Here is a 14,210-nt window from a genome sequence, read left to right as displayed (position 1 = left end):
AATGTGGGAGCGGGTTTGCTCGCGAAAGCGGTCTGTCAGTCAGTCCATGCGTTGACTGAAACACCGCTTCCGCGAGCAAGCCCGCTCCCACATTGGATCTTCGCTGTATCAAAAAATGTGTTTACCCAACCTGCAGGCGTTATGACTTTAATCCTAGGTATCGACCCCGGTTCACGCATCACCGGCTTTGGCGTGGTGCAGCAGACCCCGCGTGGCTGCGTCTACGTGGCGTCGGGTTGTATCCGCACCGGCGCCGGCGAGTTGGCCGAGCGTTTGCAAATCGTCTATCGCGGCGTGCGTGAAGTGATCCAGACCTACGGGCCGGTGACCATGGGCATTGAAAAGGTGTTCATGGCCAAAAATGCCGACTCGGCCTTGAAGCTGGGCCAGGCGCGGGGCGCAGCCATTGTTGCCGGGGCGGAGGAGGGCATGGAAATCGCCGAATACACTGCGACCCAGGTCAAGCAGGCGGTGGTCGGTACCGGCGCGGCGAATAAAGAGCAGGTGCAGATGATGGTCATGCATATGCTCAAACTCACCTCCAAGCCACAGATCGACGCCTCTGACGCCCTGGCCATTGCCATTTGCCATGCCCATACCCGTTCCAGCCTGCTGCCCCATGGCCTTGGCACGGCACGCAGTCGTGGCGGGCGCCTGCGTCTCTGATAGCATCAGCGCAATCGTTATGGTCGGGCCTCGATCTGACCTCAAGCTTTAAGGATCTGAACCGTGATTGGACGCTTGCGCGGCACCCTGGCTGAGAAACAGCCGCCGCACCTGATTCTGGATGTAAACGGGCTGGGGTATGAGCTGGAAGTGCCCATGACCACCCTGTACCGCCTACCGTCGGTCGGTGAGCCGATAACCTTGCACACCCATCTGGTGGTGCGCGAAGACGCGCAACTACTCTATGGTTTCATCGGCAAGCGTGACCGTGACTTCTTCCGTGAGCTGATCCGCCTCAATGGTGTGGGCCCGAAACTGGCCCTGGCCTTGATGTCGAGCCTGGAAGTGGACGAACTGGTACGTGCCGTTTCGGCCCAGGACACCTCGGCGCTGACCAAGGTGCCAGGGGTCGGTAAGAAAACCGCTGAGCGCCTGTTGGTGGAGCTCAAGGACCGCTTCAAAGCCTGGGAAGTGGCGCCCAGCATGTTTGCCCTGGTGCCGAACCAGCCGGATATGCCGGCGGCCCAGGTCGCCAGTGCCGAAAGCGATGCCGTCAATGCGCTGATCTCCCTGGGCTACAAGCCGCAGGAAGCCAGCAAGGCAGTGTCGGCCATCAAGGACAAGAACCTGAGCGCTGAAGACATGATCCGCCGAGCCCTGAAGGGAATGATTTAAGTGATTGAAGCTGATCGTCTGATTGCGGCCACCGGCCCTCGCGACCGTGAAGAGGTCCAGGACCGGGCCATCCGCCCCCTGAGCCTTGCCGACTACATCGGCCAGCCCACTGTGCGTGAGCAGATGGAGCTGTTCATCCAGGCGGCGCGCGGGCGTGCCGAATCCCTGGACCATACGTTGATCTTCGGTCCGCCGGGGCTGGGCAAGACCACCCTGGCCAATATCATCGCCCAGGAAATGGGGGTGTCGATCAAGAGCACCTCCGGTCCGGTGCTGGAGCGCCCCGGCGACCTGGCTGCGTTGCTGACCAACCTTGAACCCCATGATGTGCTGTTCATCGACGAAATCCACCGGCTGTCGCCCATCGTCGAAGAAGTGCTGTACCCGGCCATGGAAGATTTCCAGCTGGATATCATGATTGGCGAAGGGCCGGCGGCGCGCTCGATCAAGCTCGACCTGCCGCCCTTCACTCTGGTCGGCGCCACCACCCGTGCCGGCATGCTGACCAATCCGTTACGAGACCGTTTCGGCATTGTTCAACGTCTAGAGTTTTATAGCACTGCCGATCTGGCGACGATTGTCAGTCGTTCGGCAGGGATTCTCGGCTTGCCGCTGGACCCTGAGGGTGCCTTCGAGATTGCCCGTCGGGCGCGTGGCACGCCGCGGATCGCCAACCGCTTACTGCGGCGGGTGCGCGATTTTGCCGAAGTGCGGGCCAAGGGGCATATCACCAAGGCCGTGGCCGACCTGGCGCTGAACCTGCTGGATGTCGATGAACATGGCTTTGACCACCAGGACCGGCGCCTGCTGTTGACCATGATCGAGAAGTTCGATGGCGGGCCAGTGGGCGTGGACAGCCTGGCGGCGGCGATCAGTGAGGAGCGCCATACCATCGAAGATGTGCTGGAGCCGTACCTGATTCAACAGGGTTACATCATGCGCACGCCGAGGGGCCGCGTGGTCACGCGCCATGCGTATTTGCACTTTGGGTTAAACATTCCGTCACGATTGGGGGAGATGCCTGTGGTAGACGAATTCCTCGATGCAGTGGACGATTAAAAAGGTATGGCGGGTCGATTTATTCGACGTTTGTGCTGTCCTAGTGGCTGGCGTCGTCATTCTTTCGTTAGAAATGCTGCAGAGAATGAAAAACAGTTGCCTGGCCGGATTGGCAACCTGAGGAGTAAGCACTAGAGTATGCGCGCGCAAAACGGGGATCAGTCGTTCGCACATCGCTGTCGCGTTTATTACGAGGACACCGATGCGGGCGGCATCGTGTATTACGTCAATTATCTAAAGTTCATGGAGCGGGCTCGAACCGAGCGGCTACGGGAGCTGGGCTTTGCCCAATCCCAGCTGGCAGGGGAGGACCTGTTATTTGTCGTGCATTCCAGCGAGGCCCGTTACTACGCGCCGGCGCGACTGGACGATGAATTGCTGGTCAGCGCGGAAGTAATCGAATTGAACCGTGTCAGCCTGCGCTTTAAACAGCAGGTCAGGCGGGCAACGGATGCAACGCTGCTCTGTGAGGGGCAGTTCCTGGTGGCGTGTGTGCGCACCAACAGTTTGAAACCCAGGGCCATTCCCGAAACTCTACGTGCGGCCTTTGCCAACGTGAGCGGCGCGGGTCAACAATCAAAGCAGGAGATTTAGCGTGGAACCTACCGTCGTCGACCATTCCTCCATGTGGAGCCTGGTCAGCAATGCCAGTGTCGTGGTTCAACTGGTCATGCTGACCCTGGTAGCCGCATCGGTTACCTCATGGGTCATGATTTTTCAGCGCAGCAACCTGCTGCGTGCCGGTCGACGTGCCCTGGAGAGCTTCGAAGAGCGCTTCTGGTCGGGTATCGACCTGTCCAAGCTGTATCGCCAGGCGGGCAGCAACCCGGACCCGGATTCGGGCGTCGAGCAGATCTTCCGCGCTGGCTTCAAGGAATTCTCCCGCCTGCGCCAGCAGTCCGGCGTTGACCCGGAAGCCGTCATGGAAGGCGTGGCCCGTGCGATGCGCGTAGCGATCTCCCGTGAGGAAGAAAAACTCGAGCAGAGCCTGCCATTTCTGGCCACCGTCGGTTCGGTCAGCCCGTATATCGGCCTGTTCGGTACCGTATGGGGCATCATGAACTCCTTCCGTGGCCTGGCAACGGCCCAGCAAGCGACCCTGGCCACCGTGGCCCCGGGTATCGCCGAAGCGCTGATCGCCACTGCCATCGGCCTGTTCGCTGCAATCCCCGCAGTAATCGCCTACAACCGTTTCGCCGCCACCAGCGAAACCCTGATTGGCCGTTACTACACCTTCGCCGATGAATTCCAGGCGATCCTGCACCGTAAAGTGCACACCAGCGAAGAATAAGCAGGTAATTCCCAATGGCTTTAATCGCTCGAGCTCGCAAAAAGCGCAAGCCGGTCGCCGAGATGAACGTAGTGCCTTACATCGACGTGATGCTGGTGCTGCTGGTGATCTTCATGGTGACCGCGCCGATGCTCAATCAGGGGGTGAAAGTTGATCTGCCCAAGGTTTCCAGCGAAGCCTTGCCGCAGGACAACAACACCCAGGTCCTGACCATTTCGATCAAGGCTGACAAGACCTATTACTGGAACCTTGGCAGCGAAGTCGATACCCAGAAGCAGCAGGACAAGGCCATGACCTTGCCGCAAATGACCGACGCCGTGACCAAAATCATCCGCGCCGGCAACGAAGGCGGCAAGCACACCCAGGTGTTCATCCGCGGTGACAAGTCGGTCGACTATGGCTCCGTCATGGGCGCCATGGGCGGGCTGCAGAAAGCCGGGGTCGGTAATGTTGGCTTGATTACCGAGGCGCCCTGATGCAGCAACAGCGAGAGCCGTCCGCCTCGGAAAGCTTCTTCTGGCCTAGCGTCTGGGCAATAGCCCTGCACGTTCTGGTGTTTGGCATGCTGTTTGTCAGCTTTGCCATGACCCCGGAGCTGCCGCCAGCCAAGCCGATCGTGCAGGCGACCCTGTATCAGCTGAAATCGAAAAGTCAGGCCACCACCCAGACCAATCAGAAGATTGCGGGTGAGGCCCAGAAGTCGGCTGCGCGCCAGACTGAAGTCGAACAGATGGAACAGAAGAAGGTCGAGCAGGAAGCGGTGAAGGCTGCTGCGGAACAAAAGAAAGACGAGGCGGCTCAAAAGGCCGAGGAATCGAAAAAGGCTGACGAAGCGAAGAAGGCCGACGAGGCGAAAAAGGCTGATGAAGCCAAGAAAGCCGAGAAAGCTGCCGAAGCCAAAAAAGCCGAAGAGAAACAATTGGCTGATATAGCCAAGAAGAAATCTGAAGAAGAAGCCAAGAAAGCGGCTGAAGAAGAGGCCAAGAAAAAGGCCGCTGAAGAAGCCAAGAAGAAGATAGTCGAAGACGCGAAGAAGAAAGCCGCCGAAGACGCCAAGAAAAAAGCTGCAGCAGACGAGGCGAAGAAGAAAATCGCCGACGACGCGAAGAAGAAAGCTGCCGCCGACGCCTCCAAGAAAAAGGCCCAGGAAGCAGCGCGCAAATCCGCCGAAGATAAAAAGGCCCAGGCCCTGGCAGATTTGCTTTCCGACACGCCGCAACGTCAACAGGCCTTGGCCGATGAACGTGGTGATGAAGTCGCAGGCAGTTTCGACGATCTGATTCGCGCGCGCGCAGCGGAAGGCTGGACACGTCCACCTTCGGCACGCAAAGGCATGACAGTCGTGCTGCAGATCGGCATGTTGCCGGACGGTACGGTGACTTCGGTCAGCGTGGCCAAGTCCAGTGGCGATGGTTCGTTCGACAGTTCGGCGGTTGCAGCGGTCAAGAATATTGGCCGGCTGACCGAGATGCAGGGAATGAAACCAAGCGACTTCGCTCCCTATCGTTCATTCAAGATGACATTCACACCTGAGGATCTAGCCTTGTGAGAAACCTTCTTCGAGGAATGCTTGTCGTTATTTGCTGCATGGCAGGGATAGCGGCGGCGGATGAAAAGAACATCCTGGTAACCAGCGGTAGCGATCGGGCCACTCCGATTGCGGTTGTACCGTTTGGCTGGCAGGGCGGCAGCGTGCTGCCGGACGATATGGCGGAAATCATTGGTAATGACCTGCGCAACTCGGGTTACTACGCGCCAATTCCGAAACAGAACATGATCAGCCAGCCGACCCAAGGTAGCGAAGTGATCTACCGTGACTGGAAAGCCCTGGGCGCCCAGTACCTGATGGTCGGTAGCATTGTTCCAGCAGGCGGTCGCTTGCAGGTGCAATACGCCCTGTTCAACGTGGCCACCGAGCAGCAAGTGCTGACCGGTAGCGTATCGGGCAGCGTCGACCAACTGCGGGACATGGCGCACTACATCGCCGACCAATCGTTCGAGAAACTGGTCGGTATCAAAGGTGCGTTCTCCACCCGCATCCTGTACGTGACGGCTGAGCGTTTCTCGGTGAACAACACCCGCTACACCCTGCAACGTTCGGACTACGACGGTGCCCGTGCAGTGACTCTGTTGCAATCGCGCGAGCCAATCCTGTCGCCGCGTTTTGCCCCGGATGGCAAGCGTATCGCCTACGTGTCGTTTGAACAGAAGCGTCCGCGCATCTTCGTTCAGCACATTGATACCGGTCGCCGTGAGCAGATCACCAACTTCGAGGGCCTGAACGGCGCGCCAGCCTGGTCGCCGGATGGCAATCGCCTGGCATTCGTGCTGTCCAAGGACGGTAACCCGGATATCTACGTGATGAACCTCGGTTCGCGCCAGATCACCCGCGTCACTTCCGGTCCTGGCATCAACACCGAACCGTTCTGGGGCAAGGATGGTTCGACCATCTACTTCACTTCAGACCGTGGCGGCAAACCGCAGATCTATAAGAGCAGTGTTGGCGGTGGCGGTGCGGAGCGTGTGACCTTTATCGGTAACTACAACGCCAATCCGAAGCTTTCGGCTGATGAAAAGACCCTGGTAATGATCCATCGCCAGGATGGTTTCACTAATTTCAAGGTGGCGGCCCAGGATTTGCAGCGCGGAAGCGTAAAAATCCTCACAGATAGCACTCTTGATGAGTCGCCTACTGTTGCGCCCAACGGCACCATGGTAATCTACGCCACCCGCCAGCAGGGCCGGGGAGTCTTGATGCTCGTGTCCATTAATGGACGCGTAAGGCTCCCGCTTCCTACCGCACAAGGCGAAGTCAGAGAACCATCCTGGTCCCCTTACCTGAACTGACGCGGCGCTACAAAAAGAAGTACTTAACACACTGGGGTTCATTAGGAGTTTCACGATGGAAATGCTGAAGTTTGGTAAGTTTGCTGCTCTGGCTCTGGCTCTGTCCGTAGCCGTTGGTTGCTCGTCTAAAGGCGGCGACAATGCCGGTGAAGGCGCAGCTGTTGATCCAAACGCTGGTTACGGCGCTAACACTGGTGCAGTTGACGGCTCCCTGAGCGAAGAAGCTGCTCTGCGCGCAATCACCACTTTCTACTTCGAATACGACAGTTCGGACCTGAAGCCAGAAGCCATGCGCGCTCTGGACGTTCACGCGAAAGACCTGAAAGGTAACGGCGCTCGCGTTGTTCTGGAAGGCAACACCGACGAACGTGGTACTCGTGAGTACAACATGGCACTGGGCGAGCGTCGTGCGAAAGCCGTTCAGCGCTACCTGGTACTGCAAGGTGTTTCCCCAGCTCAGCTGGAACTGGTTTCCTACGGTGAAGAGCGTCCAGTTGCTACCGGCAACGACGAGCAATCCTGGGCTCAAAACCGTCGCGTCGAACTGCGTAAGTAATTCGTCATGCGAACGTGCCGTCGTGTAGTAACCGTATTGGCTCTCAGCCTCGCACCGCTTGCGGTGTGGGCTGCGGTTCCCGTGGAAGATAGCAACTCTGGCTATAACAATAGTGGGAGTAGTTATCCACCAGCAGGTTATGGCACGAACGGCGCCTATGCAGGGGGAGCGGTTACTGCCGCTCCCTCGGCACAGGGCGAGCTGTTCAACCAGCTGCAACGCATGCAGGATCAATTGGCACAGCAACAAGGTGCGATTGAGGTTCTGCAAAATGAAGTGAACCGCCTGAAGCAAGAAGGCCTGGAGCGATACCAGGATCTTGATCGGCGTATAGGAACCGGCGTTACACCTGCCGCGACTCCTGAGAATTCTTCTGCCGGTGGCGCTGCAAGCGCCGCCGGTGGTGCAGCCGCCCAGGCCCCAGCGGCCAGCAGTGAACCGGCTGATCCGGCCAAGGAAAAGCTGTATTACGATGCAGCCTTCGACCTGATCAAAGCCAAGGATTTCGACAGGGCCAGCAAAGCGTTCACCGCTTTCCTGGGACGTTATCCAAACAGCCAGTACGCGGGCAACGCCCAGTACTGGTTGGGTGAGGTCAACCTGGCCAAGGGTGATTTGCAAGGTGCAGGCCAGGCGTTTGCCAAGGTCAGCCAGCTTTACCCCAAGCATGCCAAGGTGCCTGATTCGTTGTACAAACTGGCTGACGTAGAGCGCCGCCTGGGTCATACCGACAAGGTCAAAGGCATTCTGCAGCAAGTAGTGGCCCAATATCCTGGGACCTCTGCTGCCCAGTTGGCTCAGCGCGATTTGCAGCGTTTGTAAGCAGTGCTGTCCCGCTTGGAAGAAACCCGCGCCTGTCGCGGGTTTTTTCGTTAGAATCCACGCCCTTTTATGAAATACGCTTTTTGGGGTTCACGCTTTGCCGGGATCCCATGAAGTGCCTGACGGAGGCGGACAGCCTGTTTAGCTGTTACGCCCGTGGCGACTATGCAAGACACATTACGCATCACCGAAGTTTTTTACTCGTTACAGGGTGAAACGCGCACTGCCGGCCTGCCCACAGTATTTGTGCGCCTCACTGGCTGCCCGCTGCGCTGCCAGTACTGTGACAGCGCCTACGCCTTCAGCGGCGGCACCATTCGTACCCTCGACGACATCCTGGAGCAGGTTGCAGGCTTCCGGCCGCGCTACGTCTGCGTGACAGGCGGCGAGCCCCTGGCCCAGCCCAATGCCATTCCTTTGCTCAAGCAACTGTGTGACGCCGGTTACGAAGTGTCGCTGGAAACCAGTGGTGCCCTGGACATTTCCGCGGTCGATCCTCGCGTCAGCCGAGTGGTTGACTTGAAAACCCCGGACTCCAAGGAGGCGCATCGCAACCGTTATGAGAACATCGAGCTGCTGACGGCCAACGACCAGGTCAAGTTCGTCATTTGTTCGCGGGACGACTATGACTGGGCCAACTCCAAGCTGATCCAGTACGGCCTGGACCGACGCGCCGGCGAGGTGTTGTTCTCTCCAAGCCACCATGACTTGAACGCTCGCGACCTCGCTGATTGGGTGGTTGCGGACAACCTGCCGGTGCGCCTGCAATTGCAGCTGCATAAATACCTTTGGAATGACGAGCCGGGACGCTGAAATGACTGAACAAACGACTGATCAAAAACGTGCGGTAATCCTGCTGTCCGGCGGCCTTGACTCCGCCACCGTGGTGGCGATGGCCCGTGCCGAGGGTTACAGCTGCTACACCATGAGCTTCGACTACGGCCAGCGTTCCCATGCCGAGTTGCACGCCGCCGCCCGGGTTGCCCGCGACCTCGGTGTGGTGGAGCACAAGGTAATCGGCCTGAACCTCAATGGCATTGGCGGCTCGGCCTTGACCGACAACACCATCGACGTGCCTGAGGCGCCCACAGAGGGCATTCCGGTCACCTATGTGCCGGCCCGTAACACCGTGTTCCTCTCGCTGGCCCTGGGCTGGGCAGAAGTGCTCAACGCCCGTGACATCTTTATCGGCGTCAACGCCGTGGACTACTCCGGCTACCCGGACTGCCGCCCAGAGTTCGTCGAATCGTTCGAGCGTATGGCCAACCTGGCGACCAAGGCCGGCGTAGAAGGCCACGGCTTCCGTATCCAGGCGCCGCTGCAAAACCTGAGCAAGGCGGATATCGTGAAGGCGGGTGTAAGGCTGGGTGTCGACTACTCGCTGACTGTTTCCTGCTACCAGGCGGACAATGATGGTCGTGCCTGTAGGAAATGTGACAGCTGCCGCCTGCGCGCTGAAGGCTTCCAAGCGGCCGGAATTACTGACCCAACGCGTTATTTCTGATTTATTTAAAATAAGGTGTTGAATAATCCTTAGAAATCAGTATTATACGCGCCACCACACAGCGGGTCGTTAGCTCAGTTGGTAGAGCAGTTGGCTTTTAACCAATTGGTCGTAGGTTCGAATCCCACACGACCCACCATTTTTGGCGGTTTAGAAAATCCGGAAGGCCCACGCAAGTGAGGATTTCCGGGTTTTTTTTTTGCCTGGTGCAAAAGCACGCGCAGGGCTCTCTGGCAGCGTGACGTGCTGCTTGCCGGTTAGACAGGCAGCCGTCTGCGGCGACCATTCATTTCGTGGGTGGGTTGATGTCGATCGGCTGAAGATGGGCTTCGGCTGCCCCTGAACCGCGCCGCAACCCTAGGCTCAAAGCTGCTTGGCTCCATTCATCCAAGGGCTGTAGTCCACCTCCACGTAACCCTGGGGCAGGCCTTGAGGGTAGTTGGCAAACCCCTGCATCTGTCGCAAGTCCAGTCGTTTGCACTGCGTGACAAGGCGCTGCTGCAACGCGCTATCTACCTTGAAGCCTTGTGAGCGGTACGGGCTTTGATTCAGGTTGACCATGCACTCACTCACTTTGCCCTGGGCATCGGCGATGAAGTGGAAGCTCGCGACGCCAATACTCTGGGGGTCATGCCCGACAAACAATTGTTCACGGAAGAAGCGGATCTGCCGGTAGAGGTCGATGCGCTTTTTCTGCAGTTGTTGCTGTTCTTCCGAAAGCCCAATCAGAGGGGTGAACACCATGGGGGCGATAATCTTTTGGGTGTCCTTGGCATCGGCGAAGACCTTGGGCGAGACTTCGGGAAACAAGGTGGTCCAGCACAGTTCGGTGACCAGTTTGGCCAGCTTTGCCTGGCGCAGGTTGTTCTGGCCCTCGTTGGGCAGCAGGGTTCCGCGTTGGGCTGAGCAGTCCACTACGTGGTTCTGCGCATCGACGGTCAGGATCATATTCATCACCCCCGTCAGTTCCTGTTCATTGGCGGCCAGGGCATAGCCGCGCAATATCGTTTGGAACGTAGTGACGAATTTTTCGTCTTTTTGTTGCAGCTGTGCTGCCGCTGAGGCTGCCGCCTGTTCGGGGGTGTGGCTCTGGCAGCCGGACAGTGACAGCAGGCTTGCACCGAACAAGGCCAGGAGCCAGCGGGACGAAGAAGGCGCGTTGAATTCCATTTCTTGGGGGCTCGTGCACAAAGAGATTGGGAAGAGGTAGACGGGAACCATTCTCACCCATCAGGCGGTAAAGTGCGATTCGAAATACAAAAACCACACTGCTGATGGTTTTGGTTGTAATCGCTGACGTTTATCCAGCGCTGGTTTGCTCTGCAGACTCATGTTGTCTATATTTGAATCTATAGATTAATTCCGAGGTGGCAACCATGAGCCTAGCCCTTCAAGCACAGCCCTTCACCCGGGAGCAATGTGTCGCCGGACTCCGGGCGGCCGTGGGCATCCTGGAAAAATGGCAGGCCAGCAGCGACCAGGCCTGTCGCATCCTGCGTATCTCGCGCAGCACTTATACCCGTGCGCGGCAGCGCGATGCCGCGTGGTCGGTGAGCCTGGATGCCGACCAGATGCAGCGCATCAGCTTTGTGCTGAACATCCACGCCACGCTGCGCATGGTGTTCGATAACCCCGAGAACGTGTACGGCTTTGCGGCGATGGCCAACGACAACGCGTTTTTCAACGGGCGCTCGCCCCTCGAGGTTATGGCCCAGGGCGATATGATTTCCCTGTACGAGACCTTCCGCCGTATTGACGTGTTGCGTGGTGCGCAATGGTGAAGGTGAGCCAGTTGGGCGATTTGCCCAGCGGGCTGTTGCACGCCCATCGCCTGGTCAATTCCAAATTCCCGCCGATTGCGTTGTTTGACGATGTGGCGGATGCCGACGAGTTTGAGGCGCTCTATCAGATCCAGGCCCTGACCAACCCACGACTGGGTAATGAGGTCGGTCGGATCGAGCTGATACCCCGTAGGGAAATCCCCTTCGGGATCGTGGGATGTTCCTACGCCATTGCCCCGTTCACCCACGTCAATCCGGGCGGATCGCGTTTCAGCGCGGGTGATTTTGGCGTGCTGTACCTGGCGGCCACGGTCGAGACGGCACTGGCAGAAGTGCGTTATCACCAGAACCAGTATTGGTCCGGAGTTCATGGCCTTAACTATGAGCGCTTTGTTTTTCGTGGGCTGTCTTGCACCTTTGCCGGCGACGCCATGAAGGATGCGACGTCGGTGCCGATGAGCGATCCGATCTACGACCCTGACGACTACAGCCACGCCCAGCGCTTGGGGGGCGCGCTAAAGAAGGCCGGTTGTCCCGGCCTTCGTTACCTGTCGGTGCGCTCAGAAGGCGATCACTGCTGGGCGTTGCTGACACCCAGGCCGGTGTCGTCGATTGTCCAGGCCGCCCATTACGAGATGGTCTGGAATGGACAGATCACCAGTGTCAGCAAAATCAGCGAAGCCTGAGGCTGGCGGGTCAGATCTGCCCGCGCACCAGGATTGACTCATCAATCTGCGCAATCGACGTAACCCCGGTCAGGGTCATGGCCACGCGCATTTCCTTGGCAAAGATATCCAGCAGATTCTCTACACCGCGCTGGCCATCGGCAGCCAGCGCATAGGCAGGCGCTCGTCCCAGCAATACGCCACGGGCGCCGAGGGCGAGCATGCGCACCACGTCCAGCCCCGAACGCACCCCGGAGTCCACCAGCACCGTGAGGTCGCTGCCAACCGCCTGGGCAATCTCAGGCAGAGCCTTGGCGGTGGACAACACGCCATCGAGCTGGCGGCCGCCGTGGTTGGACACGACGATGCCGTCGGCGCCGAAACTCACCGCGTCCTTGGCGTCCTGTGGGTCGAGGATGCCCTTGATGATCATCGGGCCCTTCCAGAACTCGCGGATCCACTCCAGGTCTTTCCAGCTGATGGAAGGGTCGAAGTTGGTAGCGAGCCAGCCGATGTAGTCTTCAAGGTGGGTCGGTTTGCCCAGGTATTTGGAGATATTGCCCAGGTCGTGGGGGCGGCCCATCAGCCCTACATCAAGAGCCCAGGCCGGTTTGGTCACGGCCTGCAACATGCGCCGCTGGGCGGCGTACGGGCCGGACATGCCGGAATGGGCATCACGGTAGCGGGCGCCGGGGGTGGGCATGTCGACGGTAAACACCAGGGTTTTCACCCCGGCGGCTTGCGCACGCTCCAGGGCGTTTTTCATGAAGCCGCGGTCTTTCAGCACATACAGTTGAAACCAGATCGACTGCGCCGTCTGCGACGCTACTTCCTCGATCGGGCACACCGACACGGTCGACAGGCAAAACGGCACCCCTTTATTGGCCGCCGCGTTGGCCACCTGGACTTCCCCGCGTCGGGCAAACATGCCGGTCAGGCCTACCGGGCTCATGACCACCGGCATCGCCAGCGGTTGGTCGAACAGCGTGGTCTCCAGGCTCAGGCTCTCGACGTTGCGCAGGACACGCTGGCGCAGGCTGATGTCTGCCAGGTCCGAACTGTTGGCCTTGAGGGTGTGCTCGGCGTACGCGCCACCGTCAATATAGTCGAACAGGAAACGCGGCAGTTTGCGGCGTGCGGCTTCGCGGTAATCCGATGCGGACGAAATGATCATGAACAGTGAGGCCCCGGAATAAAGAAAACGGTGGGTGGAGGATAGTCAAAGGCATTTCATGGTAAAAACAACTTTTACAACTTCATTCAAGTCGCAAATGGAATAGTCATGAACCTGCGAACGCTGCGAGCCTTTGTCGAAGTGGTGCGCCAAGGCAGTTTCTCACAGGCGGCCGAGATGGTTTCGCTTACCCAATCGAGCGTCAGCAAAGCGGTCAAGACCCTTGAAGAAGAGTTGGGCACGCCGTTGTTCAGTCGTATCGGCCATAAGAGCGAACTGACAGCAGCCGGTGAAATTGCCTACCGCCGCGCCCTGGTGTTGCTCGCCGAGCGCAGTGACTTGGTCGCCGAGATCAACGACCTGCTGGGGCTCAAGCGTGGCGTATTGCGCATTGGCTTGCCGCCGGTGGGCAGTGGTGAATTGTTTGCGGCGATGTTTGCAGTGTACCGCCAGCGTTACCCACAGATAGAGATTGAGCTGATCGAGCACGGCAGCAAGAAGCTGGGCGAGTGCCTGCAAGCGGGGGAGGTGGATGTGGCTGCGCTACTGGTGCCGGTGGAGGGCGAGTTTGAGTATCAGGACGTGCGCGTCGAGCCGCTGATGGTCGTCCTGCCCAGCAGCCATCCATTGGCCGGGCGTGAGAGTGTGGATTTTTCCGACCTGTCCGACTCGCCATTCATACTGTTCGAAGCCGGTTTTGCCTTGAACCGCATCATTCTTTCCGCCTGCGAGCGTCGCGGTGTATCGCCGAAGGTTTCGGTGCGCAGCGCCCAGATCGACTTTATCGTCGACCTGGTGGGCGCGGGCCTGGGAGTCGCCTTCCTGCCGCGCATGCTGGCCTACAAACACTTGCATGCCGGCATTGCCCTGATTGCCCTGGATGAGCCTCAGACCGACTGGCATATTGCTTTGACCTGGCGGCGCAATGCTCATCTGCCGCCGGCTGCACGAGCCTGGTTGGACCTGGCCAGGGAAATGGGCAATGTCCCTGCGCCCTAAACGATGCCAATGTCGCGGGATATCACCCGTATGCTCCCGCCGGGTAGGCGTTTTGCGGCATATTAGGCTTTTGAATCCATTCGATATTCTGTAGCCTTGCGCAGCTTCACCTTAACCCGTGCTTGATGAACACAATCACTTCGTCCGGCGGCGCCCGAAGGGCTCCGGAGC

Annotated in this window: 17 protein-coding genes and 1 tRNA gene; 16 read left to right on the top strand and 2 right to left on the bottom strand. The window is 58.8% G+C overall.

Annotated features, from left to right (window positions below; translation table 11 throughout):
* Positions 1-141: 141 nt before the first annotated feature.
* From ruvC to PSH73_RS19860, 13 genes are all read left to right on the top strand, one after another.
* The gene (gene ruvC, locus PSH73_RS19920) at positions 142-666 is read left to right on the top strand and encodes a crossover junction endodeoxyribonuclease RuvC (protein WP_016975450.1); all 525 of its coding nucleotides are present in this window, start codon (positions 142-144) and stop codon (positions 664-666) included.
* A gap of 63 nt (positions 667-729) precedes the next feature.
* On the top strand, positions 730-1,341 hold the full coding sequence (ruvA, locus tag PSH73_RS19915) for a Holliday junction branch migration protein RuvA (RefSeq protein ID WP_057441376.1): 612 nt from the start codon (positions 730-732) through the stop codon (positions 1,339-1,341).
* Positions 1,342-2,400 carry a Holliday junction branch migration DNA helicase RuvB gene (gene ruvB / locus PSH73_RS19910; protein ID WP_029300308.1) on the top strand — a complete coding sequence of 353 codons (1,059 nt, stop codon included), beginning with the start codon at positions 1,342-1,344 and terminating at the stop codon, positions 2,398-2,400.
* A 138-nt stretch (positions 2,401-2,538) separates the two neighbouring features.
* Positions 2,539-2,994 (top strand): tol-pal system-associated acyl-CoA thioesterase, encoded by a 456-nt coding sequence (ybgC, locus tag PSH73_RS19905; protein ID WP_057441374.1) that lies wholly within the window; start codon positions 2,539-2,541, stop codon positions 2,992-2,994.
* A gap of 1 nt (position 2,995) precedes the next feature.
* A complete protein-coding gene (gene tolQ, locus PSH73_RS19900; protein WP_029300305.1) occupies positions 2,996-3,691 on the top strand; it encodes a protein TolQ in 696 nt (231 codons plus the stop codon).
* A 23-nt stretch (positions 3,692-3,714) separates the two neighbouring features.
* Positions 3,715-4,167 (top strand): protein TolR, encoded by a 453-nt coding sequence (gene tolR, locus PSH73_RS19895; protein WP_162473200.1) that lies wholly within the window; start codon positions 3,715-3,717, stop codon positions 4,165-4,167.
* Complete coding sequence (tolA, locus tag PSH73_RS19890; protein ID WP_057960523.1) at positions 4,167-5,240, top strand: cell envelope integrity protein TolA; 1,074 nt, start codon at positions 4,167-4,169, stop codon at positions 5,238-5,240. Before tolR ends, tolA begins: the two co-directional genes overlap by 1 nt.
* Before the next feature lie 17 nt (positions 5,241-5,257).
* Positions 5,258-6,538, top strand: coding sequence for a Tol-Pal system beta propeller repeat protein TolB (gene tolB / locus PSH73_RS19885; RefSeq protein WP_154220440.1), 1,281 nt, complete (start codon positions 5,258-5,260; stop codon positions 6,536-6,538).
* Positions 6,539-6,593: 55 nt separating this feature from the next.
* Entirely contained in the window at positions 6,594-7,094 is a 501-nt protein-coding gene (pal, locus tag PSH73_RS19880) for a peptidoglycan-associated lipoprotein Pal (protein WP_029300299.1), read from the top strand.
* 6 nt (positions 7,095-7,100) lie between these two features.
* Positions 7,101-7,916 (top strand): tol-pal system protein YbgF, encoded by an 816-nt coding sequence (ybgF, locus tag PSH73_RS19875; RefSeq protein ID WP_057960522.1) that lies wholly within the window; start codon positions 7,101-7,103, stop codon positions 7,914-7,916.
* A 165-nt stretch (positions 7,917-8,081) separates the two neighbouring features.
* A complete protein-coding gene (gene queE / locus PSH73_RS19870; protein ID WP_057441364.1) occupies positions 8,082-8,729 on the top strand; it encodes a 7-carboxy-7-deazaguanine synthase QueE in 648 nt (215 codons plus the stop codon).
* Between the two features lies 1 nt (position 8,730).
* Entirely contained in the window at positions 8,731-9,420 is a 690-nt protein-coding gene (gene queC / locus PSH73_RS19865; RefSeq protein WP_057960521.1) for a 7-cyano-7-deazaguanine synthase QueC, read from the top strand.
* Positions 9,421-9,483: 63 nt separating this feature from the next.
* Positions 9,484-9,559 (top strand) — tRNA-Lys (locus PSH73_RS19860).
* A gap of 224 nt (positions 9,560-9,783) precedes the next feature.
* On the opposite strand, the gene PSH73_RS19855 is transcribed toward PSH73_RS19860, so the two are convergent.
* Positions 9,784-10,641: a hypothetical protein gene (locus PSH73_RS19855; RefSeq protein ID WP_305461235.1), complete on the bottom strand. Its 858-nt coding sequence runs from the start codon at positions 10,639-10,641 to the stop codon at positions 9,784-9,786.
* A gap of 155 nt (positions 10,642-10,796) precedes the next feature.
* Here PSH73_RS19855 and PSH73_RS19850 point away from each other — a divergent pair, with 155 nt between their 5' ends.
* Both PSH73_RS19850 and PSH73_RS19845 read left to right on the top strand, forming a co-directional pair.
* A complete protein-coding gene (locus PSH73_RS19850; protein ID WP_057440007.1) occupies positions 10,797-11,201 on the top strand; it encodes an antitoxin Xre-like helix-turn-helix domain-containing protein in 405 nt (134 codons plus the stop codon).
* Positions 11,195-11,887 (top strand): RES family NAD+ phosphorylase, encoded by a 693-nt coding sequence (locus PSH73_RS19845; protein ID WP_057960519.1) that lies wholly within the window; start codon positions 11,195-11,197, stop codon positions 11,885-11,887. The genes PSH73_RS19850 and PSH73_RS19845 overlap by 7 nt, the downstream gene beginning before the upstream one ends.
* 10 nt (positions 11,888-11,897) lie before the next feature.
* Here the strand turns inward: PSH73_RS19845 and lldD are convergent, their stop codons facing one another.
* Complete coding sequence (gene lldD, locus PSH73_RS19840) at positions 11,898-13,040, bottom strand: FMN-dependent L-lactate dehydrogenase LldD (protein WP_120734006.1); 1,143 nt, start codon at positions 13,038-13,040, stop codon at positions 11,898-11,900.
* 108 nt (positions 13,041-13,148) lie between these two features.
* On the opposite strand from lldD, the gene PSH73_RS19835 reads away from it, so the two are divergent.
* Complete coding sequence (locus PSH73_RS19835) at positions 13,149-14,039, top strand: LysR family transcriptional regulator (RefSeq protein WP_057440005.1); 891 nt, start codon at positions 13,149-13,151, stop codon at positions 14,037-14,039.
* Positions 14,040-14,210 lie beyond the last annotated feature (171 nt).

Source organism: Pseudomonas sp. FP2294 (assembly GCF_030687625.1).
In the GTDB taxonomy this organism is placed as follows: domain Bacteria; phylum Pseudomonadota; class Gammaproteobacteria; order Pseudomonadales; family Pseudomonadaceae; genus Aquipseudomonas; species Aquipseudomonas shahriarae.
The sequence above is the reverse complement of the archived record's forward strand: the minus strand, read 5'-3'. Positions and strand labels throughout refer to the sequence as shown.